Origin of the sequence: Mucilaginibacter gynuensis (assembly GCF_039541195.1) — a bacterium.
GTDB classification, from domain to species: Bacteria; Bacteroidota; Bacteroidia; order Sphingobacteriales; family Sphingobacteriaceae; genus Mucilaginibacter; species Mucilaginibacter gynuensis.
Map to the genome: position 1 here is coordinate 457,325 of NZ_BAABFT010000005.1, position 23,008 is coordinate 480,332.

A 23,008-nucleotide genomic window follows, 5' to 3' on the forward strand; every position below is an offset into this window, starting at 1 on the left:
GTAACGATGCGAATGTTTATATCACCACGAAATCATTAACTGTAGGTTTGCCGGGCTAACTCTTTAAGCTATGAAGCGTCATACCAAGCATAACCAGTGCTATACCGGCTACGCCATAGGCATCAGGCAGCGCACTGCCGAGGATGACAACCTCGCCAATAAGAGCAAACAGTACCTCTGTTGATTGTGTGGCTTCTACTGCCGCCAGCTGCTTTTCGTCAGCACGTGCTTTATCAGTAGCAGAGAAGAATAAGATCGTTGCCAATACGCCGGAAAAGACGGCCACAACAAGCGTCTGGAGATATTGATCAACTGACGGTGTGCTTCGGGCTACCACTATTTCATAAATATTGAGTATGAACCAAAACGGCATGCTACACAAAATCATGCCCAACACACGCTGATAAACGTTTAACCTGCCATTGGTAAGCTGCATCATCTTCCTGTTTCCAAGCGGATAAGCAAAAGCAGCTATTATTACAGGCGTTACGCCTTTTAAAATATTTTCGGCAGGTATTATTTGCGCGTGTCTTACCTGCATAATGATGATCCCTAAAAGAATTATTCCTGAAAAAATTACAGACGAACGAAAATCATGTTGTATACCGGATGCGTTCCTATTAATAAAAGGTGCCAGAATTATTCCCGCAATAATGGTGACCTGCCAGGTGCTGGCCAATAACCAGGAAGGTGTATATGCAGCGGCGAAAGTTAGTGGCGCATAAAAAAAGCCAAATCCTATTGTGCTCCAAACCAGCCAGGCACCAAAATCTTTTTTGATCTCTGCCAACAATCCCTTTAGCCCTCTCTGACAGGCGACAATGATAAGAAAGAAAGGAAGCATCCAATAAAACCGTAACGATGCACTCCAAATCCAGCCACCGCCATGTAAAGACATCAACCGGTTGAGGATAAACGTTATCGAAAAAAGCAGCGAAGCCGCCAGCCCCAAAAAGATAGCTCGTTTTTTGCTTAATTGCATGATAATACTTATAAATTTCTTAATGACTGTCGCTGCCCTTTACCAGGCATCGTGTTATTGAGCCTGAAGCCCGAGGAAGAATGATTTGTTTTTGATAAAGAATAAGCGGCTGAAACAGGCCGGATCTTCATATCCTAATTCATAGGCAATTTCCCTGGTTGTCACTTCTGTATCTACCAGGAAGCGTTGGGCTTTCAGGATGATGCGGTTCTTGATAACTTCGTTTGGCTGCGGAAAATTGAGCCCTTTAATTTGTATATGTGAACGTTTTCGGCGCTACATTTAACTTCTCGCATAGCAAGGTAATCACCTGCAGAGCTTTGTAAGCCTGCAGGTGATTATGAACCTTTATGATTTTGCGAATTTTTCCAGTTCAGTATTGAACTTATCCATTTCCTCCAGGAACAGTGCATGGCCGCTGTTTTCAAACTTTACGATGTAGGAGTTTTTAATGCCTTTATGCAGTTCCTCGGCAAATACAAAGTCACACAGCTTGTCTTTTGTACCGTGGAATATCGCTACCGGAATCTTGATCTTTGACAATACCGGGCGCAGGTCAAGGTCACGCAGTGCGGTGATTGATTGGGTAGTGGCATAAGGTGACGCATCAAGGTTGATACCGGCAAGCCACTGTGATTGTTCTGCCGACAGGCTGGTTTCTGTTGCACCAAAGCCTTTGCCGAAATCTGCTATAAGTTGCTGCCTGTTGGTTTCTGTCGTTTTAATCAAGCCTGCCGCGGCCTCATCCGTTGCACCATACGGAAAACCTTCGCGTTGTTTCCATGATGGGGCAGCTGCGGCAAATAAAGCCAGTTTGCTTACATGCGCGCCGTTATACTTGGTAACATAATGCGTTACCACTGCGCCACCCATTGAAAAACCGCCCAGTACCGCATTTTCTATGTTCAGTTTCTCCAGTACTACTTTAATGTCATCAGAAAAAACATCAAAGTTATACTTCCCGTAAGGCCTGTCTGATTTTCCGAAACCTCTTAGTGAGATACCGATCACCCGGAACCCTTTATTAACCAGATACTGGTACTGATACTCGTACATAGCATCGTTTAACGGCCAGCCGTGAATCAGCACAACAGGCTTTCCTTCGCCAAGGTCCGTTACATGCAGTTTAACGTTTTTCTCTACTTCGATGTACTCTGCGCGCCCGGCTGAGGCGGGCGTTCTTTTCGCCTGGGCGTTAACGGTTTGGTTGAAGGTTAGCGCGGCTAAAAGGCTGATGGTTGAGATAAGTGCTTTCATTGTTTTGGTGTTTGATTAAGTTTTTGATTTATGTTATGTTTTATATTGCTATTGGTTAACAGTACAAAGGTGACCAGAAAACAGGCGCCGGGGAATGGACAAATAGCGGAGTGTCTTGCAGATTTTTCCCGGATGACCGAAATAACGGTCTGCCCGCCGCATCCGGTGGCCTGACCGCTTCTATATTCCATGTCCCCGTTTTTGGTTATTTCCTCCGGCAATCAGATGCTTATTTTTGTGGTTCATTCAAAATAATGACAATGGAATATTCAATCCTTTCAAGGTGGCGTTCAGTTGAAAAAGTCGAAAATGATGTGTGTAAAATCCACGATTTCGTCTTTTACACACATTTATATTACGCTTTTGAATAAAAATATTTTAACAACCATAAACGTCGCTGAAGCAAGGCTGATTTCATAGGTTCATAGCTAAAAACTTCCTTCCCATTTTTAACGACCACAAAACGGAAGGGCTGCTTAAACATCTGATTCAGATGATAAACTGTAAGCAATTCAGCGAGGTCCTCATGCCAGCTGGCTGTGCCGTAAAGTGACATGAATGGCGTTTGACTAAGCCCCTCATAAACCCGGACCGCTTCCCCGGTCAGAAAACGGCGTCCGCCCGGCCGGAAACGACTCTTTACCATCAGTGAATCCTTAAAATGCCAGTCATGGATGCCAATATTCTTCCATATCCCCCTGGAAAAATCAGCAGTAAATTTATTAGGTTGAGGCTTACCGCCTATAGTATCGATTGCAAGAAGTTGAAGTGAGCCATCCACAACATGCGTGCCTTCATGTAACATCACATAGGTAATTGCACTCAGCATACCTGCCTGTATGGATACAGATACCGATGAGTCGCCCGCCGTATAACACGTTCGCTCTTTTTCCGTAACCCATTCAGAAATAGTTTGATGAAGGATACCTGCCCGAAAGGTAATATGGTAGAGATTAACACCTTCATCTTTTGTAACGGGAGATGTTAACGCGGTGTTAGGCATATTATCGAGAAAACTGATACTTTTTAAGTGTTGCCTTAATACCCGCTGATGTAAAGGTGGCAGAGCGGCAATAGCCTTAGAGATCACCTTCGTCTCTTCTTTGGTTAGCTGATGCTCCGTAGGCGACATACCGGCTTCCCTGAATTTAATGATAACATCGTCAGGGGTCACGGCGATCCGCGAAAGCAATGGGGTGTTGGGATCGAGGCCATATTGTTTCTGAACTGCTTGCAATTTCGCGTCGGTCTTTTTATGCTGCGCATTACTTTCCGAAGCGGTTAATGAAAGGATGGTAAAAAGACCTGAGAATAAAATGGTCTGGGAAAATTTCATAAGATAAATAATAACTGTCAAAAATTTTGAAAACTAATGATTGAAAATGGATGCCCTTCCTCCCGGATAAAGCGGCTGAGCGTGTTAGGCGTTAATTACGCTTCCATCATAATTTGGGGAGCAGCTACAGCAGTACTTTGCCCGAGATACTTAGACCTGAATCCCGATGGCGAATCTCCGGTTTTGATGAAAAATAAACGGCTGAAATATGCCGGGTCGTCATAACCCAATTCATAAGCAATTTCTTTCGCGCTCATGGCAGTATGTACCAAAAGTCGTTTCGCTTCCAGAATAATACGGTTTTTAATAACCTCGTTTGGCTGAGGCAGGTTCATCCGTTTAAAACGGTGGGTAAGTGTTTTAGGTGCGATTAATAAAAGATCAGCATAGTCAGCTACCGTATGTTTCTTTTTATAATGCGCATCTACCAATTGCGTAAATCGTCTGAAGGAGTCGGGGTCGTTATTTTGATCAGTAAGTACACCGTCCAGATGTTGTTGTTTCCATAACTGGGTTGATTTGATCAGCAGTTGCTTCAGGTAAGTACGGAGCATTTCCTCCTGTGATGAATCTTTAAGCCTGAACTCACTTTCAATATGCATAAAAAGATGATTGATAAATGCGGCATCCGGCTCAGGCACAGCGGTCATGGGCATATTGTTGATATTATTAAACAGCAAGCCGTCACAGGCTACTTCGTCATCATGTATCTGGATGCAATAAAAATCACGATTATAAAATATAAAATAACCAGCTTCAGTACATACATCCTCTATACTAAGCACCTGGTTAGGGCTGATAAAAAAGAGCGCAGCACCATCCGTATGATAAACAGTAAAATCAACCTTAATTTTACACCCCTTAGGCAGATACATGATTTTGATATATGACTTGTAAGCGTCAGAATTGATGACGTTCAGGCTATCGCCGTTTACATGTACTAATCCTATTGTTTTCAGGCTGGCATCAAATATATTGTTCATCATAATCCTGTTTTTAAAAGCTGCCCGAAGGCATTATGCCGGTTAATAATTTAATACTATTGTCAATTTGTTAACTTATTTACGGTTTGAAATCGTTCCGCAAGTAAGTGCTATGAGAGCACGGTTAATTCCCGGTTGAAATATTACGCCATCTAAGTCTTCAATCAACTGAAGGGTTTCGGTCCGTTTCCGGAAATCTTATCCTGTGATGCGTTATCGCTTTGCCGGCCCCTTTCGTACCGCCGGTTACCAGGGCGATCTTCCCGGATAACTCTTTGTAAAATTCAAATTCGTGTTCCATGCTTATTTGTTTTGTACAAATTTCGACAGTAGGCAAGTACCTAACAAGTACGGGCTTACGAATCAAACAGGGATAAATTTATCCCTATTGCTCACTTATTAATGTGGGTGTATATTTGTACTCATGTACGAAAAAAAAACTACACCCTACCTTAATTGCGGACTTGACCTTGTCGGTGAGGTACTCTACGGCAAATGGAAGATCCGGATAATGTGGTTCATCCATGAGGGTAACAAGCGGCCGAGCGAACTGCAACGTAAGATCCCGGATGTTACAAGGCGGGTTTTGAACGTTCAGTTAAAAGAGCTCGAAGACCATGAACTGGTTACCAAGAAAATATACCCGGTAATGCCTCCAAAGGTGGAATATAACCTTACAGAATTCGGCAAAACCCTTATTCCGCTGATCCATTCGATCGGCCTTTGGGGCGACGAACATCAGGATCGGCTCAGAAGAGTAATTATAAAGCAGTTATCGCCTAACGCCGTAAACCCTTAATTGCGAACAGCCTGACGAATCGAATAAATTAAGGAGCAATACACCATGTTAAAAATTATTGTTTTTGCTATGCTTTTAATTTTAATTAATTACTAAGCAGTAAAGAAAACAACAGAGATTAGCAAAAAATTAAAAAAAAATTAGCTGATCGATCACCTTTACCAACTCACTGTATAACAACATGTTATTTTTTTTCGATTTTATAGATCGCCTAATATTTTAGTCCATATTGAGTTAGTTCGGCATCCTAATAAAATCAAATCAACAGTATAAACAATGGGGAACGGGTTCATTTACCAGCAATACTTAAAGGCAGCGATACCGGTTACATAACGTAATCAATATTAATAAATCAAGAATCAATTAAAGCTGATAAATACAGGGCACCAATGCAAAAAACATGTTAGTTTTATCGTAGAACCGCATTCAAAATGCTCCCCTGGTTTCTGAGTTTTTCGCAGACGCTTGTCGTAAATATCTATTAACTATACCACACATAACATATAGAGCCATCAAAAGCGGGCTAAGTTAACATGCCAAATCATAAATTGGAAGCTCTAATATCTTCTCAATTTTAGGTAGTAAGCTGGTAAAAAACACCTGTCGCGACGAATAGCCACCGTCTTCCATAAGCGCTATCTCTCCATTACCTGCGTTGTTCCCCAAAAGAGTGATGATCATCAATGCCTGAACATCAGAAACAGGATGTCGCTTTTGATAACTTAAATAGCCTATAAAGGGCTGAAGCAGCTTGCGGAGATTAGCCCGGCTACCCGTACCATATAGTGCAGAAGGGTCACGCAGAAACTGTTGAATAAAGGTTGCTTCTTTCGCATACCTGTTCGAAAACAGCTGGTAATTCAACCAAACCGATTGCAGCCCCTGATTTAGCGTGCTGTCGCGCAGGTTTGACCGGAATAAAATTGCCGTCATTTTTGCGAAGCATTGAATACAGCTGCCAAGAAGAACCTCCTGTTCGTTAACGAAGAGCCCTTTAGTTGTGTTTGCCGGTACGCCTGCTTTTTTAGAAAGCAGCGAGAGTGTTAATTGATTAATACCCATCTCTTTCACCAGGTCAATTGCGGCTACCTTTATCATTTCCCGGTGTTTTGCCCTTATGCCCGTGTCAATTACTATATCATTCATATCGTGTTTTGTTGAGCCAATTTTCACCGGCAAAAATGAGTGTGCCGGCAGTTCTGTTCAATCACCTATTGGGTTAAGGCGTTTGCTTGTAAAAAGAGGGTTAAACAGTGCTATTACGTAATGGCTGTAGTTTCCAATAAGTAAGACACCTCCATATCCACTCAACCGGCCCAAAGCGAAAATACCTTAGCCAAATCCAGCTAAATATTAAATTAATGAACCAAACACACCCTACCACACAATACCATTGGTAAAACTCCAATTTTCCGTAGAACTTGAACGGCCCCCAGGAGAATACCCAGCCACATATTAAACTGGTGAGTATATAATTAGTCAAAGCCATTCTACCTACGTTTGCGAACGGCATAAATAGCCTTTTCAGTAAATTGATCCTGAGTAATAACAAAATCAGTGAGAGATTTGCCAAAGTACCTGCGAATACTTGAATACAATAAGGTATCCACAACCATTTAGCAAACACTAATGCAGAATAGCCGGAATGCTGAAGTTCCCACAAGCCAATACCCGTTAAGAGAAACGTTATTGCATATCCCCCAATCATCACCCAAGAATATTTAGATACAGACTTTTGATTGGTAAGGAAACCTGATTTATATAACCCCATCCCGAAGATCATCGCACCGAGATAGGAAATAAACAAGCCGCTGCTTTTAAACATCAAAAATCCAATTTCGCTATTCGCCCTATCGGCGAAACTATCCCAATACCCAACGTGGTCCGCTTCAACCTGTTGCTTTACTCCTGATGTGGCTGCCTCCGCCGCCTTAACTGCCTTTTCCAACAAAATTTTTTGTGCTTTATTTGCATGCGAACCGGCCTTTATTGCCGACTGAAACTCTGTTTCTGCCTTCAGGGTATCATTACTTATACCAAAGGCATTTAATATACCTGCTGTACCGAGCACTACCCAAACTATAGTTCCGATGGTGAGCAGGTAGCGAGCTGGTATCTTCCTTAAAAAAAATAGCACCAGCATAGCCAATATTGAATAATCAACCAATATATCGCCGGGGAATAGCAGTACCCCATGACATAAGCCAATAACCAGCAGCCATATATTTCGACGATAAAAAATGCTTGCCGCTTTAGATAATTTGCCACCCTTTTCGTAACGTTCAGTTATCATAATAACTCCGGCGCCAAATAAAATAGAAAAAAGACTGCGCATCTTCCCTTCTGCAAAAAACCACGTTAACCAAACTATACAATGATCCAATATAGCGTGCGAGCCCGTAAAAGCCTGCTTAGGTATCCCCACAGGCACATCAAACAAGAGCGATGGGGAGGCAAATGGATATATATTGAGTAACAGTATGCTCAACACTGCTATTCCTCTGAGTATATCAAGAGTTATTACACGTTTGCCGGGATCAGCCGGGCCATCAATTACACTTATCGGATTGGTATTTATTTCCTGTTCTATTAAAAAGGCAGAAGCGCCATTTGATTCAGTTGAAGCATTTTTTTCGGTATACATGATATTTTTTAAGTAATGCGGCAAAATTATAGTTATCGCCTATGAGCACATATCCCCTAAAGTGAGGATATCGGTACTATACGCATTGCAACAGGCAGGTCGCTTGATTTCAGGAAAACCCGAACACTTTTTCGTCAAGCTATTTTACCTGCATATACTGCCACCCACGCTGGAGCGACATTGAAGGGTTTATGAAGCAGCTGAAAGCAGGCTATCATCATGTTGATGTTGAGCCATATCTGGTAAACCTGTGTTTACAGCCAATCCATGATCGGGCTCATTCAATCCGGGCTAAAAGCTGTTATATTTTTGCCGGGATAAAAGCCGGAACAATATTTTTAACCGGTTTGGTGGATTTCAAATAAGCGAATATCGCTTTGATATCTTCGTCTTTCATATTTTTAAAATTTTGCCAAGGCATAGGCGGCATTATCGGCCGGGTATTTTTCAGTCCTTTAAACCACCCATGCGTAAGGGCGTTTTTAAATTGCTCTTCTGTCCAGTTGCCGATACCTGTCTCATCCGAGGTGAGGTTAGCTGCGAATGACGTACCCCAGGGTCCCATAGCAGCCGTCAGGTCGTTGTTAACTACCACCGCGCCTGTTTTGATCAGCTCTTCAGGGAAATCAGGTATCGGCCGCTGCGCCTGGTAACCCGATAACATGGAGAGCGTATCAATTTCCGGTCCTCTCGGGTCCATACGCTTTGGTGAATGGCAATCGTTACAGCCAGAGATCATCACCAGATAGGCCCCTTTTTTGATCAGGCTATTGTTCGAAGCCCTTATTATTTCAATTTGCTTATTGCCACCGGCCGAACGGCCACAGGAAAATACCGTGGTAATAACTATAGCCACAACGGGTATAAATAAATAGCATATTTTTTTCATAATTATATATTACTCTTTGTTTTTTGAGAGCAGCACAAAATTAGCCAGCGATAGTACGGGCAGGCAATCCCCTGATTTTGTATATCACTAACCTAAAAGGGGGGAGTGTCTTTATAACTAACAGATGATATCAAAAAATCATTTTCAGGCAGAGCCTAACTGTTTTCGGGAATAGGCTGATTTTGCAATGCCGCCGACATTTTTACGGCCGGGGAAAATACCGGTGAATTATATGATCTTATAGAAGGTTTAGCACAGCCGTAAGCGCAAACACCGCCGCATATTCATTACCAATTTGCAGAAACAGAGTACGTTATTGACGTGTCAATGACCCGCTTTTGCCCCTCCGGTTTTGCGGGTGTGATTCGTACGGTAGTCTTTCCCGGTAACTGGAAGATGGCATTCCTGCCAAAAAGACTGATATAGAATTGTTTAATCAGTTAACAGGCGAAATTGGCGATGTCTCCATTAGGCGTCCGGGAACTATGTTTCAGATCCTGTTACTACCAAATCGGGTGAACATATTCCTTATTTAGGTGATTGTTGAAACCACGCAGGCTGGCCACATTTGCCAGATAATTTTAATAATACTTATATGAAAATTTTCAAACAAACCGCGATGATCGTGATGATGGGCTTATTAGCCGGCTGCGATAAGGACGACAACCAAACACCGGTAACAACACCTGAAGAAGATCTTGAAATTACACAAGCTGCGGGTGATTCGGCAACGATAATTACTAAGCTGAATGCCTTCAGGGAACACGCAGGTAGCCCGGTTAACACCACGCCTGGTGCTACAAAGGGCAGAAGAGAGATCAACTGGGATGCTGTTCCTGCCGAAGTAACCAACACCAACACTTTCCCTGCAGATTTTTTTAATACAATTGACCCCGCCGCTGCCGCAGGCAGAAAAAGAGGTTTACTTTACATACCCGCCAACGCCACGTTACGGGTGAGCGACAACAACTTTGCCGACATTGACCCGGCATTCGCAACCCAGTTTAAGGCATTCAGTAAAGCCAAAACCTTTAGTCCATCCGGCACAAATATTTCTGAAATCAAATTTCAGTTGGCCGGGCAGGCGAAAGACGCTTATATAAGTTCTTTCGGTATCGTATTCTTAGATGTTGATAACGCACAGGCGACTATTGTTGAAGCTTACGAGGGCAACAAACTGATCGGTAAAGCAACCGCCACCCCATCAGATAAGAAATACTCATTCGTAGGTATTCATTTCCACAAAAGCAAAATCACGCGTGTAAAGATCACCTCCGGAAATACTGCCTTAAAGACCGGCGTTACCGACGGGGCAACCCAAGATGTGGTAGTGATCGACGACCTGATCTACGACGAACCTAAAGCTTATTAATTTCAGCACATAATACATTTAAAGTGAAAACAATAAAAAGAAATATAGCTTACCGCATACCGCTGGTTTGCCTGTGCACAGCGCTGATACTAACTGCCTGCAATAAAAAAGATGATAAGGCAGCAGCGCCTGACATCAGTTATGGCACCTATGTGCAGGTAGGCAAAGGCAAAGCCCGTTCATTTGTTATTAAAAATGCCGATGGCTCACCAAAACAGGTAGGTTTTACTTTCGGCGAAGATGCACTGGAAGGCCTGCCCACTCAAAATACAGCTTTTGTGCTGCCAATGCCTAATGGTCATCAATCGTTGGTCAATCATATATCATTCGATTTTTCGGTAAGAGGACATCAGCCCGATTCGGTGTATACTGTTCCACATTTTGATGTGCACTTTTATATGATCACCGAGCAAGAAAAAAATGCCATCACGCTTACCGATCCCAAGATCGACATTTTGCCGGCACCGGAGTATATTCCAAAGCATTACGTACCTGGTGCCAATGAGCCTAAAATGGGTAAACATTGGGCCGATACCACGGCGAGTGAATTTCATGGGCATCATTTCGAATCGACCTTGATCTATGGTTCATACAATGGGAAATTCATCTTCATTGAGCCAATGATCGCGTTGAATTACCTGAAAACAAAACCGAACAAAACGCAGCCCATTACCCAACAGGCTAAGGTGCAGCAGCCCGGCAAATACCCACAAACCTATTCAATACTTTGGGAAAAAGATCGTAGACAATACACCGTTTCCCTCAATGAGCTTACTGCAAGGCAGTAATTTATTTAAGATCAGTTAATAGTTAGCAAATGCCGGTGAAAGCCGGCATTTGTTTTTTTGGGCTAATTAAAACTGTAACTATTGCGGTTGGGGGTTGTAGGCGATTCCCGGCTTCTTCAAACTATATGCTGGTTAATTGCTTTGGCTACCACTTCGGTAAGCGATGCCACATGCAGTTTTTCGTATATCTTTTTAACATGGCTTCTCACCGTCTCGTAGCTGATGGTCATTTCCGCAGCGATCATTTTATAACTCAGGCCATTCACAATATGCGTCAGTACCTCTTTCTCTTTCACGGTGAGGTTATACTCGGTTACCGGCTGGCGTTTGGTTTCTTTGGATTGGTAGATCATGTTCAATACCTTCCGTGCTACCCATGGTGTCATGGGCGAGCCGCCTGCCTGTGTTTCTTTTATGGCGTTACCCAGTTCTTTGAGGCAGGTTTTCAGGATGTAACCCGATGCGCCGGCTTTAAGTGAGTCAAAGATCCTGTCTTCATCTTCAAAAACCGTCTGAATGATCACCGATACATTCGGCGCTTCCCGTTTCAACAACGCTACCGCCTCTATGCCGTTAATTCCGGGCATTTCTATGTCCATCAAAACCACGTCGGGCCGGCAGGAAAGTACGTTTTCAACACAGTTCTTGGCATCGGCAAAAGTACCTACCAACTCAAATTCCGGATCGGTGTTCAGCAAAAGGATAATGCTGTTCCTGATATTCTTGTTATCGTCAAATATGGCTACTTTAATGCTCATAATGATTGGTTTTAATGGAGTTTTATGTGTGTTTAATTTCTTAGACTTGCCGCTTATTTAAAGCAGATTCTGATGTAAGTACCCATGCCGGGTTCTGTTTTATATTCAATGGTTGCCTTCATTTCTTCCGCTCTGCTTGTAATGTTGTTCAATCCGTTACCTGCATTACGGCTATCATCAATATTAAACCCTATTCCGTCGTCCCTGATCACCAGTTCCACCAGTTCATTATTCCCGTTAATACTCACAATCAAATTGCTGCATCCCGAATGTTTAACAGCATTATTGATCGCTTCTTTCGTAATCAGGAAAAGATTTTTACGGGTATGCATACCAATGTTACCCGAGGCTACACCTGGTGTATATTTCAATACAAAATTGATCTCTTTTGCCGCGCACAACGGCTCGGCGTAACGGCGTATCCGGTTAAACACACTTTCCAGATGATCATTTTTCGGATTGATCGCCCATACAATATCGGCCATTTCAGATACCATTTCATTTGCGGTAAAGCTGATTGTACCCAACACCTGGCTTAGCTGGCTTTCCTGTCCGTTCTCCTGGTATTTGCGGGCTACTTCACTGTACACCGAAATACTGCTGAGGGTAGCGCCAACCTGATCATGAAGATCCTGCGCAATGCCATTCCTGATGGCCTGCTGTTGCAATATACTATTAATACGGTATCGGTAAACCAGGTAAACAATACCGCATATCAATAGTATTGACAAGATATAAAACCAGGTTCGTTGCCAGAACGGTGGCGTGATGACGATAGTGATCTCGGACTGCCTGTCCGTAAAGGTACCCTTCCAGTTGGTGGCCCGCACTTTAAATTTATAGGTGCCTCCTTTCAAGTTGGCATACTCTGCCGAATTACGTTTCCCGGCAACTATCCAGTCCTTATCAAAACCTTCAAGCATATAAGCATATTGCAGGTTGTCGCCGCTATATTCGGGCGCAGCATAATCAATGGTGATCTGGTTTTGTAAATAAGTAAGTTTTATTTCTTTATTGTAGAGATATTCATTCAAAGAACGATCGTAAATCTTAAAATCGGTAAAGTAGATAGGCGGGTCATGTTTGATCTTCGAGATGCTTTCCGGGCGAAAGGTTACAAAATAATTGATACCCGCAGCGTATAATGTTCCATAATGATCTTTAAACAGATATCCCGATAAGCCACCTGTTGGCTGCAGCTCAGGTACGTCGTAACAACTGTAAACGTGGCTTAATGGGTCGTATTTATGCACATGCCCATTACACAGCATCCACAGGTTGCCTTTGCTATCCAACCGCATGCCCTCTGTAAGGTTACTGGACTCTGTGAGGTGGTAGAACTTTTGCTTGTTACGGCTGAAATAATTCACCCCGCCACCAAAAGTACTGATCCATAAGTTGCCTGAATAATCTTCCTGAATATCGAACACATCGTTACTGCTAAGCGAATATTTGTTTTCGATATCGTTAACTAAATAATGTATCGGTTGCCGCCCCTTTGCCCAAATACCCATGCCGGTTTTATAGGTAGCCAGCAACATATCGCCTCGTTTATCCCGCACAAGTTTTCGGATCAGGTTATCTTTTATATTATACTTTTTCACAATAGCCCTGACAGAGTCGGACCGGGACACCCATTTGTTTTCCTGCAGATCATAATAGGTAAGATAATGGCCGTATGGTGATACCAGCAATACCGGGTGCCCGTTAAGGGTATCGCGTATAATGGAAACGATGCGGGAACTGATCAGTTTCTTCATCACAGGATCGCTTTCGGTACCGGCAAGTACCTGTACGTTTTTTTTAAGGGCATTTAGCCGAAACAAAGTATAATCCGTTCCGATATATAGGCTGCTGTCAACATCCATATAAAATTTTGTAACGGCAAGTTGCTGTCCTTTGTAGCTCAGCGGCAAATGTTTAAGATTTTCAGATTGTGGTGCTTTTATATAAATGCCATTACTGGTTCCCACAAGTAGCTTGCCATCCTTCAATTCATGAAAATCGTAAATAATGATATCGGCAGCGGCTTTGGGCAGGCGGTGCTGCACAAACGGGGTGAACAGTGGGTTGAACATGCTTATACCATTATTGGTTGCTACCCACATCACACCGTCTCTGTCACGATAAACCGCGTTCACGTGATCATCGCTGAGGCTACCCTCTTTGAACTCATCATGCCGGTAATGCGAAACTATGCCCGACCTCATATTGTAAATGGCAAGCCCGGTGTTTTTGCCGGCCATCCATATCTGCCCGTAATTATCCTCGGCAAAAGATATGTAGTCATCGGGCGGGATATTCGCCTGTCTTAACTTCTGCCCTAAATTTACTTCCTTGTTGTTTTGCGGATTTAAGGTATATACTGTTTTATCCCATGAACCCATCCAAAACAGCCCGCTTTTGTCGCGGTACATACTGGTAATGGTAACATGGGGTAATTTATCATACAGGTTTTCGTAACGAGGATCAGATTTGCTCACCAGTGTGCGCGTGTTCATCTTGAGTAATCCGCCGCCGGCACGACCGATCAGTAACGTATCATTTAAGGACATGGCGAGCGTATAGGCACACCGGGTACCCTTTTTTACAGGAAAATCAAATTTTTCTGTTTTTTTATTGACGCGGATAGCGTAGTGACTGCTTGTGCCCAGCCATAGGTAACCAAAGCGGTCGCTGGTGATCTTGTTAATCCCGTTCTCGGGTATTCCTGCCGGGTTATGCACGTTGTGCCTGAATTGCTTAAACTGGCGCGCGGCTGGCAGCCGGTAATCATATCGGGTTATGCCGCCATCTTGTGTCGCTATCCAAAGTATACCTTCTGTATCTTCATATAGGTCGCTGATGATATTACCGGAAACGCATGTTTTATCATTGTGCAGGTAACGATAGTTGACCATGTACCGTCCATCATAACGATTGAGGCCATCGTTGGTGCCGAACCACAGAAAGCCGCGTCGATCCTGCAGGATGCAGTTGACTTTGCGATGTGAAAGCCCGTTCTCTATACCTATCTTTTTAAAATAAATAGCCGGCGAACCGGCAAGGCCGATCATAGGATATAGCAACAAAACGAAAAGGCAACAACTTATTTTAAATAAACCCACTGTTGCTAATAATATCTTTGTTGCGTTAGATACCAATGATTGATAGGGCGCCATGGCCATGCTCGTTTTTCATGTAAAGATACTGCAAAAATACACAGACGATGCAATGGCATTATCACCCGCTACGGTTAGGTAATATCCCCAATATTGGGGATATTATTGTAAAAGGCAGGCAAATTACTGATAGAACCTGGAATAACAACAACATTTAGAATGGCCACTTAGCGATGTGCCATAATTGTTCCCACACGGGTTCGCACCATCTCAAAAAACGAAAAAAAACTTTCACCTGGATATGTGTATTTATTATACAATTAATTATTAAGAGAGGCTGCGGGTACATCAGTCGGGCCGTGGTTGTTAAGCAGGTCGAAAATGGTTTGCAGTATGACCGCACCAGGTTCAATACTGTGTAATTTTTCTGAGAGTGCCGAAACTCTTACCTTATAACGAGGATCAGTGACCATAGCCCGAAAAGCACGCCTGATACTGGTTGCAGAAGGCGTTTCAGTTTGGAGATCGATACCAACACCAAAATGCCTGATCCGGGCGCAGACTTCGTTTCGGCCTTCCCTGAGCCCTGCCGCCACAATGGGCAGGGCACTAACTATAGCCTGCATAACACCCTCATATTCACCGTTTGTTAAAAAAGCCGTACAAAAAGGCATAAGCGCTGCCATATCTGATCGTGAAGTGAATATCACATTATCACGGGCATGCGGTTGCTGTGTAATAAGAAATTGGTGTTCAACTTCATCACAGCAAAAAACCAACAAAGTATCGGTGTGATCAAAAGCGTTGATAACTGCCCTGAACTTGTCTGTACTTACATCTCCCGAAATGAGCAATACCTGTTGGAAATGAGCCAGTTTGTTAACCGTAGCCTGGTTAAGCTCTGTGTGATCGTCAATTTGGGGTAATCTTCCGATAAACCGGACATTTTTTCCCAGGTCGGTACGCTCATATTCAAAAGCTGCTGTTCCTTGTTGCAGGTAAACGTCGGCGTAACGTGTAATAACGTCGAGAATTGTATGCCCGTTGTAGGCTACGCCGTGATCATATAATTGCTGACAATAAACCTGCTGAGCTCGGCGCAAAGTGAACCGTGTGAGCAGGTAATTCCAGATGTACTGTTTCAGTTTACCGCCCGCGGATCTGCCTGGTTGCAAGCCGTAGCCGAAATGATAAGTATCTGCAGAACTTTGCGACAGGGGTGTCATACCTACAATAATTACCGGCAGTTTCATTTTTGCTTTGATAAATGGAACGCCACTGAACAGATTATCACTAATTACCAACTCAAAAGCGTAGTTACGATGAATATATTTCAGATCCATATAGTAATTTGCCGCCGGTTCGGCGAAAACATGAGTAAAGTCATAGTTCATTTGCCGCATCAGGCTGCTGATCTCTTTGCGTTCGCGCATAACCCGATCCATTTTGTTTGAGCTCATGTCCGTTGCCAAACGGTAAGGAAAATGCATCACCCCCAGCTTACAGATGACGTCTGAAAAATACGAAGGAGCATACCAGCCCACAGATGCGCCCTGGCTCTTCAACAAAACAGCCAACCCGGATAACTGCCGGATATGGTTTTCAAAAGGTACAGATACGATCAGTATCTTTTTGCCTGTTAAAGGAACGTATTGGTAATGTGTATTCATGACATGCCTGCACAGGGGGGTATATTTCCTGATTGCCTGGTGCAAAACTATGCGCAAGTTCGTTGGGCAACAATTACCTAAAATGTGCCTTGCGTCACCAATTAAGGTGATAGGGCTTGCAACCCATATCACCTGTTAAAGCAAATTTTTCACCGCTAATGGTGATTGCGGTACACAGCAGCGCGGGGTACTTTTGTATGGTTCAAAAATACCTTAAAGCGTAAAAAGCAGAAAAACTATGGAAGAACTACTTAATAAAAACTTTCATCTGATCTTAAAAACATTCCTTCTGATGAGGTTATGTTCTGTATGCATTTCCGCATGGAACGAAACCAGATTGAGGCGTTTGGGCGTACTGGAATATGGCAGGCAAAATTCAATGATGTTGCTGCTATTACATGTTGCCTATTATATGGTTTGCTTTATGGAAGGTGATATCGCTATTGTCCCTGCAGATGTTACTTCCTGCATTGGGTTAACGGCATATACATTTTCCATCCTGATGCTGTATTATGTGATCTTTCAGATCGGCCATTTGTGGACAGTGAAACTACTCGTTGCACCCCGCCCCTACCATGTGATCAATAAAAGTTTTCTGTTCAGGTATGTAAAACACCCTAATTATTACCTGAACATTATTCCCGAACTCTGTGGCTTAGCACTCATTTTTCATTCGTGGTATACGCTTTGTATCGGACTGCCTGTTTATCTCATTCCTTTAATCATTCGGATAAGGCAGGAAGAACAGGTTATGCGAACCGAATTTGATAATTATTAAGCATTAAAACGGTGTTAAAGTAGTTAAAACACAAAGTGGCTAACAGAACTTTCACTAAAAACCGCCAACGGATCGAAAAGAGTGTTTATTCAGAAAAGCGTACCATTCATATTGCCGTAAACCGTTTCCGTACCCGCAGTTTTTTATAAAAATATTTTTGTTCAGATGATGTGATTGAAGAAAGCCGAAGGGTATATTTGGCACCGGCTTTCTTATTTTAATATGCTTTTACGGGCTTGCCTGCTTGTACAGCTTCAACGGTTCCCAGCAGCGCTTTGTAATCGGGGACAATATCTGCATAGATATTCCTGAATTTCTCAGCTTCCGGCCTATTCCAGGTTTGCTGCATTTCAGCAGCGATGCTGTTGACTGTTACCGGAACAATTCCTGCTTGTTGCCAGCGTTTTACTGCGGTGTCATGCGCCTGTGCACTGATGTCGCCGCTGGCATCGTCTACCGCGAATACCTTGTAGCCTGCGTCAAGAGCAGAGAGTGCAGGAAAGGTTACGCAAACGCTGGTCCATATACCCGAAATAACTAGCGTACGTTTACGGGTGCGTTTCACTGCTTCCACAAACGAAGGGTTATTCCAGGCGTTGATCTCAAACTGCCTTTCAATATATGTGGCTTGCGGAAATTCCCTTTTTAATTCGGGAAGAATGGGGCCGCTTGCTCCCGTAATATCGATACCGGTAATAATTATTGGAGCTCTTACTATTTGTGCAACTTTGGCCAGCGCAGTAATCTTTGTGCGCAATTCAGTCAGCGACACGTATGTTACGGTCTGAAGCAGTCCGATCTGGTGGTCGATAAATAAAAAGGCGGTGTCTCCGGGTTCCGCCAGGTTAAGCAAATTTGCTGATTCCATTTGATTGATGATTTTGATGAAAAATATTTTTCTCAAATTTTCGGAAAAACACCAATTCTCTCTATACCTGAATCACACAGATCAGCTCCCCATTTCCGGTTAGTGAGGTGCTCAATACGTTGGTTCTACAAGCCAGAACGACATTCAGATTACCTATTGATAAACTGTCCGCTCTCTGCCGAGGAGATAAAATTGCTTATAAGTACAAAAAGGGACCCATGCAGTTGCGGGTCCCTTTTTGATACTACGGGTATCTTTAACGTTTACTTGGCGCAAATTTTTTATCACACGAAATTTAATTCATCTATTGGCTTACCATCCAACAGCCCTATAATATAACGGGCGCAAAGATTGTTAGCGTTATATCTTTCCATTTGTAAAGAAAGCCGAATTACATTGTTTTTGTAACCTTTTTTCGATGTCACTTCTTCCACTGCGCCTTTAATCATTACGGCAGTCGGCGTTTCAGTATTCAGGTTGATTCCATATTTGAAAAAACCTATCCTCGAACAAACTTCGGCTTTTCCTTCATAAATACCTGCAGCAACTATAGGGAGTTTGTTTTTGATACTGAGCAGGGTACCGCTATAACCACCATTAGTGATATATACATTGGCATACGGCATTACGTCAGCAAATGGCAGATAGTCTTCTATGATCAGATTGGCGTATGGATACTTCGCTCTTAAACAGACCGTTTGATTACCGCCTGTGGTAGCGATCACTAAAGTCTCCGACGCTTTAAAAGCTTCCAGTGTGGGTTCAATAATTTTGGTAATATCGCTTTCTACTGTACCCTGTGTAACTAATACAACCTGGCTGTAATCATTCAGCCTTTCATCAAACCAAGGCGTGTTTTTATTTGAGGCAACCTGGGGTAAAAGCGAACCGATAAACCTAACATTTTCCCCGATATCACTACGTTCGTATTCGAATGACGGGGTGCCAATTTGCAGGTAAAGATTTGCTTGTCTTATCACTGCATCAAAAATCATTGTTTTCTGATGCGGCACATGATGTTTTTCAAGTATAGCCGAATAGGTGTCAATAGCCTCTTTAAAAACTATGTTATTGAACACCTGTCTTAAACCGGCATATTCATTGCGTTGTTCTTCGTTAGCCGGCGGGCATAATCCGGGACCGAAGGGCCCCAGATCTACAGATTCTTCGGCCAGTGGGATAATACCAATGGCAATCACCGGCTTTTGTAATCCATGCCTGATAAGCGGAATTGCAGTAAACGCGCTATCGGCAATTACAATATCAAACTGGAAAAACTCATGGATTTCCTGTATATCTTTATATGCTCCTGATGCCATTTCTGCGAAAATATTTTTCATGTCAAAGTTCGCTTTGGCACCCACATCGGTAATTGTCTTCCTTTCAGGAAACACCTTATCAACATTAGTACCATTAATATCCGGTGCATGATTATAAGGAAAAAAAGGAATGTCTAATTTTTCAATTTTGTTTCGGTATAATTCAGAGGTGTACCATCGCACATCACAGCCCCATGATAGTAAGAAACAGGCCAGGCCTGTAAGGGGGTTGATATGACCATCTGCAGACATGGTGGCAAACAGTATCTTTTTTCCGGATAGTTGGTCTTTTATATTCTTTTTCATAATGTCGATGTATCATTTATTTTTTAATGCAAAGCTGATAGTTTACCAGGGCAATACCCATACCCTAAAATGGGATATAGGTCACCTATTTTTGATGCAGTTTTTTGATGTATAAACCAGCTTATCTCAGCATATAATTAAACCGTTTTGAAGAAATTACCAATTATCTGCGAATCAATATATTCGCTAAAAGCTTCGTAGATATGATCTGCAAACAGGGAAGTATTATAATAATTTCGAATTATTGAATATCGATACGAAAATGCTCTTCATTGGGAAGAATAGATATTTTATCATTTTCTGCAATACATTCAATATGCCCTTCTATAAAAGCTCTCTTTGCTCTCAGCTTGATTTTTTGTCGAAAAATTATAGAACCTTCAAAGTAGTGCAAGTCCATTTTAAAAATATCACTATAAATGATACTTGGTTCCGGCTCAATGATGGCTCCCATCAATTCGTAAGATTTTGAAGGGCTAAATATTATTCGGGTTTTGAGAGGGCCATTCTCTTTCATTTTTGTTGAATATATGCGAAAGCCTTTTTCAACACTTGCGGTAATAATTAACTCAGCTTCGCCATTGGATGATTTCTCAAATGTGTAAAACCACTTAACTGGAGCATTGATTTGCGCATCTGCCTGATGACAAATGAAAATTACGAATAGGGTAAGCAAAAATTTGTTGATCATAATAAAGTTTTTTTTGGGCAAACTTATGAACTGCAATAAACCACTGAAATCACCAAACATGGGGATAACGAGACTGTGTCAATCACGAAAATGATTACAATTTCAATTTCCCTCATTCCGGAACGCTGACCAAGTTAGTCCGTGTCAAGTTCAAATCTTATAATCAGATACGTAGCGTGGGCATCGGTTTGGGTGGACTGGTTAAAGAAATTGAGGTAGAAAAACATCGGAACGACTATTTAAGAAGGGTAAATTTTCTTGCTATTATCGCTGTACAATTAATATTTTGTGCAAATTTCGACTGTCGTCAGGTAATACATAATTACGGATTTACGAATCAAACAGGGATAAATTTATCCTTATTGCACAGATGTAGAGGCTCATGTACATTTGTAATTATGTACATTAACAAGACTCCTCCCTCCCTCAACTGCGGACTTGACCTGGCTGGTGAAGTGCTGTATGGCAAATGGAAGTTCCGTATCTTGTGGTTCATCCATCAAGGCAATAAAAGGTCGAGCGAACTTCAACGGAAGATGCCCGATGCGAATAGCAGGGTGCTTAACATCCAACTTAGGGAACTTGAGTGTCATGAGTTGGTAATCAGGACGATCTATCCGGTCATGCCCCCTAAAGTCGAGTACACGCTTACTGATTTTGGAAAAACACTGATACCTGTATTATCTTCTATCGGCAAGTGGGCGGAAGAGCACCAAAACCAATTGAAAGAGGTCATTTTACGCGACCTATCTGGTTCATCAGATAATACTCATATAGACAAATAAAAGATCATGAGTTGTTGTACAGCGCTCAAAGTACATTACCTTGATATATGTTTTATACCTGTCCGAATTGATGTCGTTCAGGTTATTGCTATTAACAAGCAATAATCCAATAGTCTTAAAATTATTGTCAAAAATGTTGTTTTTCATGCTGATCAGTGTTTACGTCGGTCTGCATGGGCAGCTTCAATAAGAACTAAGAAAACCGCCTTATCTAAGATAAGCGGTTTTCAGATGATCTTTATCAGGCTGCCTTCGGCCACAATTATCCGGTTACTTTTAATGAATCGATAAGATCATCATTCAGCCCCAAATGGAACTGCAGCACTATTGGACTGCCGGGAAATGTACCGGATACCTCCGCGGTAAGCGTTCCGTTCAATCCTGACTCCTCGTATTGAAGAGGTTTCATGACAGACCGATAGTTCTCATTCGCCTCCTCGATCCAGTGGCGTATCTCTTCTTTGCCGGTGTGGATCCTACCTTCGTCATGAACGATAGCAGTCTCAGTGAAACACGCTGTGTAAGCCTGGCTGTCATAAGTGTTTTGCGTCTCTACGAAACGCGCTACTAATTGTGGTAATTCCATGATCTTTTTTATTTAGTTTTAAATTGTTGGTATTGTTCCTCCGTCGATAACGTATTCTGTACCGCTCAGGTAATTAGCCCTCGGTGAGGCCAGGAAGCCGACAAGTTCCGCCACCTCTTCCGGTTCTGCTGGTCTTCCGGCGGGTATTCCACCCAAGGCAGCTATAACGCTCTCCTGAGCTTCTTCGATAGTACAATTTGAACTCTTGGCAATCCTTTCCAAAAAGAATTTGACGTTCTCTGTCTTTATCCATCCCGGGGAAACGGTTAATATCCGCACTCCTTTAGCGGTTACCTCTTTAGCTAAGCCTTTACTGTAATTGATCAGGCCAGCCTTTGCGGCCGCATAAGGGAGAGTTGCGTCATATAAGGGAAGCCTTCCCTGGATAGAAGCGATGTGAATGATCACCCCGTTGCCCCGCTCAAGCATCTGTGGCAGGAATGCCCTGTCTAATCTCACCGGTGCAAACAGATTCGTGCTGATCGTGGTTTCCCAGTGCTCATCATTCAGCGCGGCGAAACCGCCCCCCGGTGTTTCTGATGCGCCAAGGTTGTTGATCAGGGTATCCAGCCTGCCATAGCGTTCTAATATAGTTTTGGCGACTTGATCTGCAGCGCCACGCTGGCTCAGGTCGGCCGGAATAAAGAACAGGTCGGGATCTTCCTGCTCGGGTTTGTTCCTTGCTGTGATCACCACGGTGGCGCCTGCGGCCTTTAAACGTTCGGCGATCGCTTTTCCGGCACCTTTGGTACCACCAGTTACCAAGGCAATCTTGCCGGATAATTCATTGCTGTAATTGATTTGCTGTGTCATAATTATTATTGTTTTTTTTGTCCAAATCTCAACAGTACACAGACATCAAACAATTACGGACTTATGAATCAGATAGGGATAAATTTATCCGTATTGTTCACTTATCGAGCCTGTTGTATATTTGTATTTATGTGTAAAAAAAGACCATTCCCACTTTGAATTGCGGACTTAACCTGGTTGGTGAGGTCCTGTATGGCAAATGGAAGATTCGAATTAGGTAGTTCATCCACGGGGGCAACCTTAGGCTGAGTGAATTTCAGCGGAAGATACCGGACGTTACCAA

Annotated in this window: 21 protein-coding genes; 5 read left to right on the top strand and 16 right to left on the bottom strand. The window is 42.8% G+C overall.

Annotated features, from left to right (window positions below):
* Positions 1 to 55: 55 nt before the first annotated feature.
* The 5 genes from ABD894_RS12820 to ABD894_RS12840 all read right to left on the bottom strand — a co-directional run bounded on the left by ABD894_RS12820 (position 56) and on the right by ABD894_RS12840 (position 4,859).
* Positions 56 to 982, bottom strand: a complete 927-nt coding sequence (locus ABD894_RS12820; RefSeq protein ID WP_345211440.1) for a DMT family transporter — start codon at positions 980 to 982, stop codon at positions 56 to 58.
* Between the two features lie 348 nt (positions 983 to 1,330).
* Positions 1,331 to 2,239 (bottom strand): alpha/beta fold hydrolase, encoded by a 909-nt coding sequence (locus ABD894_RS12825; RefSeq protein ID WP_345211434.1) that lies wholly within the window; start codon positions 2,237 to 2,239, stop codon positions 1,331 to 1,333.
* Positions 2,240 to 2,594: 355 nt separating this feature from the next.
* Positions 2,595 to 3,575, bottom strand: coding sequence for a hypothetical protein (locus ABD894_RS12830; protein ID WP_345211441.1), 981 nt, complete (start codon positions 3,573 to 3,575; stop codon positions 2,595 to 2,597).
* Between the two features lie 95 nt (positions 3,576 to 3,670).
* Positions 3,671 to 4,561 (bottom strand): helix-turn-helix domain-containing protein, encoded by an 891-nt coding sequence (locus ABD894_RS12835; protein ID WP_345211442.1) that lies wholly within the window; start codon positions 4,559 to 4,561, stop codon positions 3,671 to 3,673.
* 157 nt (positions 4,562 to 4,718) lie between these two features.
* Positions 4,719 to 4,859 carry a hypothetical protein gene (locus ABD894_RS12840; protein WP_345211443.1) on the bottom strand — a complete coding sequence of 47 codons (141 nt, stop codon included), beginning with the start codon at positions 4,857 to 4,859 and terminating at the stop codon, positions 4,719 to 4,721.
* A gap of 123 nt (positions 4,860 to 4,982) precedes the next feature.
* Here ABD894_RS12840 and ABD894_RS12845 point away from each other — a divergent pair, with 123 nt between their 5' ends.
* Entirely contained in the window at positions 4,983 to 5,357 is a 375-nt protein-coding gene (locus ABD894_RS12845; RefSeq protein WP_345211444.1) for a winged helix-turn-helix transcriptional regulator, read from the top strand.
* 528 nt (positions 5,358 to 5,885) lie between these two features.
* Here ABD894_RS12845 and ABD894_RS12850 read toward each other — a convergent pair.
* The 3 genes from ABD894_RS12850 to ABD894_RS12860 all read right to left on the bottom strand — a co-directional run bounded on the left by ABD894_RS12850 (position 5,886) and on the right by ABD894_RS12860 (position 8,890).
* Entirely contained in the window at positions 5,886 to 6,503 is a 618-nt protein-coding gene (locus tag ABD894_RS12850) for a hypothetical protein (protein ID WP_345211445.1), read from the bottom strand.
* A gap of 100 nt (positions 6,504 to 6,603) precedes the next feature.
* Positions 6,604 to 8,001: a DUF418 domain-containing protein gene (locus tag ABD894_RS12855; protein ID WP_345211446.1), complete on the bottom strand. Its 1,398-nt coding sequence runs from the start codon at positions 7,999 to 8,001 to the stop codon at positions 6,604 to 6,606.
* 301 nt (positions 8,002 to 8,302) lie between these two features.
* Positions 8,303 to 8,890, bottom strand: a complete 588-nt coding sequence (locus tag ABD894_RS12860) for a c-type cytochrome (RefSeq protein ID WP_345211447.1) — start codon at positions 8,888 to 8,890, stop codon at positions 8,303 to 8,305.
* A gap of 595 nt (positions 8,891 to 9,485) precedes the next feature.
* On the opposite strand from ABD894_RS12860, the gene ABD894_RS12865 reads away from it, so the two are divergent.
* Both ABD894_RS12865 and ABD894_RS12870 read left to right on the top strand, forming a co-directional pair.
* The gene (locus ABD894_RS12865) at positions 9,486 to 10,262 is read left to right on the top strand and encodes a hypothetical protein (protein ID WP_345211448.1); all 777 of its coding nucleotides are present in this window, start codon (positions 9,486 to 9,488) and stop codon (positions 10,260 to 10,262) included.
* 23 nt (positions 10,263 to 10,285) lie between these two features.
* Complete coding sequence (locus ABD894_RS12870; RefSeq protein WP_345211449.1) at positions 10,286 to 11,050, top strand: DUF5602 domain-containing protein; 765 nt, start codon at positions 10,286 to 10,288, stop codon at positions 11,048 to 11,050.
* Positions 11,051 to 11,166: 116 nt separating this feature from the next.
* Here ABD894_RS12870 and ABD894_RS12875 read toward each other — a convergent pair whose 3' ends face one another.
* The 3 genes from ABD894_RS12875 to ABD894_RS12885 all read right to left on the bottom strand — a co-directional run bounded on the left by ABD894_RS12875 (position 11,167) and on the right by ABD894_RS12885 (position 16,579).
* Positions 11,167 to 11,808, bottom strand: coding sequence for a response regulator (locus tag ABD894_RS12875; protein WP_345211450.1), 642 nt, complete (start codon positions 11,806 to 11,808; stop codon positions 11,167 to 11,169).
* A 53-nt stretch (positions 11,809 to 11,861) separates the two neighbouring features.
* Positions 11,862 to 14,864, bottom strand: a complete 3,003-nt coding sequence (locus ABD894_RS12880; protein WP_345211451.1) for a ligand-binding sensor domain-containing protein — start codon at positions 14,862 to 14,864, stop codon at positions 11,862 to 11,864.
* Between the two features lie 365 nt (positions 14,865 to 15,229).
* The gene (locus ABD894_RS12885; protein ID WP_345211452.1) at positions 15,230 to 16,579 is read right to left on the bottom strand and encodes a glycosyltransferase; all 1,350 of its coding nucleotides are present in this window, start codon (positions 16,577 to 16,579) and stop codon (positions 15,230 to 15,232) included.
* Positions 16,580 to 16,817: 238 nt separating this feature from the next.
* Here ABD894_RS12885 and ABD894_RS12890 point away from each other — a divergent pair, with 238 nt between their 5' ends.
* Positions 16,818 to 17,357 carry an isoprenylcysteine carboxylmethyltransferase family protein gene (locus tag ABD894_RS12890; protein ID WP_345211453.1) on the top strand — a complete coding sequence of 180 codons (540 nt, stop codon included), beginning with the start codon at positions 16,818 to 16,820 and terminating at the stop codon, positions 17,355 to 17,357.
* Between the two features lie 217 nt (positions 17,358 to 17,574).
* On the opposite strand, the gene ABD894_RS12895 is transcribed toward ABD894_RS12890, so the two are convergent.
* The 3 genes from ABD894_RS12895 to ABD894_RS12905 all read right to left on the bottom strand — a co-directional run bounded on the left by ABD894_RS12895 (position 17,575) and on the right by ABD894_RS12905 (position 20,541).
* Positions 17,575 to 18,225: an isochorismatase family protein gene (locus tag ABD894_RS12895; protein ID WP_345211454.1), complete on the bottom strand. Its 651-nt coding sequence runs from the start codon at positions 18,223 to 18,225 to the stop codon at positions 17,575 to 17,577.
* Positions 18,226 to 18,509: 284 nt separating this feature from the next.
* Positions 18,510 to 19,850 carry a glycosyltransferase gene (locus ABD894_RS12900; RefSeq protein ID WP_345211455.1) on the bottom strand — a complete coding sequence of 447 codons (1,341 nt, stop codon included), beginning with the start codon at positions 19,848 to 19,850 and terminating at the stop codon, positions 18,510 to 18,512.
* A gap of 241 nt (positions 19,851 to 20,091) precedes the next feature.
* Complete coding sequence (locus tag ABD894_RS12905; RefSeq protein ID WP_345211456.1) at positions 20,092 to 20,541, bottom strand: sugar transporter; 450 nt, start codon at positions 20,539 to 20,541, stop codon at positions 20,092 to 20,094.
* Between the two features lie 398 nt (positions 20,542 to 20,939).
* Between ABD894_RS12905 and ABD894_RS12910 the strand changes: the two genes are divergently transcribed.
* Complete coding sequence (locus tag ABD894_RS12910) at positions 20,940 to 21,326, top strand: winged helix-turn-helix transcriptional regulator (RefSeq protein WP_345211457.1); 387 nt, start codon at positions 20,940 to 20,942, stop codon at positions 21,324 to 21,326.
* A gap of 262 nt (positions 21,327 to 21,588) precedes the next feature.
* On the opposite strand, the gene ABD894_RS12915 is transcribed toward ABD894_RS12910, so the two are convergent.
* Both ABD894_RS12915 and ABD894_RS12920 read right to left on the bottom strand, forming a co-directional pair.
* Positions 21,589 to 21,912 (bottom strand): nuclear transport factor 2 family protein, encoded by a 324-nt coding sequence (locus ABD894_RS12915; RefSeq protein WP_345211458.1) that lies wholly within the window; start codon positions 21,910 to 21,912, stop codon positions 21,589 to 21,591.
* Between the two features lie 18 nt (positions 21,913 to 21,930).
* A complete protein-coding gene (locus tag ABD894_RS12920) occupies positions 21,931 to 22,725 on the bottom strand; it encodes an SDR family oxidoreductase (protein WP_345211459.1) in 795 nt (264 codons plus the stop codon).
* Between the last annotated feature and the right edge of the window lie 283 nt (positions 22,726 to 23,008).

Excerpts from the sequence above, each read along its gene's own strand:
- ABD894_RS12910 (WP_345211457.1), top strand. The coding sequence starts at position 20,940 with ATGTACATTAACAAGACTCCTCCCTCCCTCAACTGCGGACTTGACCTG.
- ABD894_RS12900 (WP_345211455.1), bottom strand. The coding sequence starts at position 19,850 with ATGAAAAAGAATATAAAAGACCAACTATCCGGAAAAAAGATACTGTTT.
- ABD894_RS12915 (WP_345211458.1), bottom strand. The coding sequence starts at position 21,912 with ATGGAATTACCACAATTAGTAGCGCGTTTCGTAGAGACGCAAAACACT.
- ABD894_RS12825 (WP_345211434.1), bottom strand. The coding sequence starts at position 2,239 with ATGAAAGCACTTATCTCAACCATCAGCCTTTTAGCCGCGCTAACCTTC.
- ABD894_RS12830 (WP_345211441.1), bottom strand. The coding sequence starts at position 3,575 with ATGAAATTTTCCCAGACCATTTTATTCTCAGGTCTTTTTACCATCCTT.
- ABD894_RS12895 (WP_345211454.1), bottom strand. The coding sequence starts at position 18,225 with ATGGAATCAGCAAATTTGCTTAACCTGGCGGAACCCGGAGACACCGCC.
- ABD894_RS12860 (WP_345211447.1), bottom strand. The coding sequence starts at position 8,890 with ATGAAAAAAATATGCTATTTATTTATACCCGTTGTGGCTATAGTTATT.
- ABD894_RS12890 (WP_345211453.1), top strand. The coding sequence starts at position 16,818 with ATGGAAGAACTACTTAATAAAAACTTTCATCTGATCTTAAAAACATTC.
- ABD894_RS12865 (WP_345211448.1), top strand. The coding sequence starts at position 9,486 with ATGAAAATTTTCAAACAAACCGCGATGATCGTGATGATGGGCTTATTA.
- ABD894_RS12845 (WP_345211444.1), top strand. The coding sequence starts at position 4,983 with ATGTACGAAAAAAAAACTACACCCTACCTTAATTGCGGACTTGACCTT.
- ABD894_RS12920 (WP_345211459.1), bottom strand. The coding sequence starts at position 22,725 with ATGACACAGCAAATCAATTACAGCAATGAATTATCCGGCAAGATTGCC.
- ABD894_RS12905 (WP_345211456.1), bottom strand. The coding sequence starts at position 20,541 with ATGATCAACAAATTTTTGCTTACCCTATTCGTAATTTTCATTTGTCAT.
- ABD894_RS12885 (WP_345211452.1), bottom strand. The coding sequence starts at position 16,579 with ATGAATACACATTACCAATACGTTCCTTTAACAGGCAAAAAGATACTG.
- ABD894_RS12855 (WP_345211446.1), bottom strand. The coding sequence starts at position 8,001 with ATGTATACCGAAAAAAATGCTTCAACTGAATCAAATGGCGCTTCTGCC.
- ABD894_RS12875 (WP_345211450.1), bottom strand. The coding sequence starts at position 11,808 with ATGAGCATTAAAGTAGCCATATTTGACGATAACAAGAATATCAGGAAC.
- ABD894_RS12835 (WP_345211442.1), bottom strand. The coding sequence starts at position 4,561 with ATGATGAACAATATATTTGATGCCAGCCTGAAAACAATAGGATTAGTA.
- ABD894_RS12880 (WP_345211451.1), bottom strand. The coding sequence starts at position 14,864 with ATGATCGGCCTTGCCGGTTCGCCGGCTATTTATTTTAAAAAGATAGGT.
- ABD894_RS12840 (WP_345211443.1), bottom strand. The coding sequence starts at position 4,859 with ATGGAACACGAATTTGAATTTTACAAAGAGTTATCCGGGAAGATCGCC.
- ABD894_RS12850 (WP_345211445.1), bottom strand. The coding sequence starts at position 6,503 with ATGAATGATATAGTAATTGACACGGGCATAAGGGCAAAACACCGGGAA.
- ABD894_RS12820 (WP_345211440.1), bottom strand. The coding sequence starts at position 982 with ATGCAATTAAGCAAAAAACGAGCTATCTTTTTGGGGCTGGCGGCTTCG.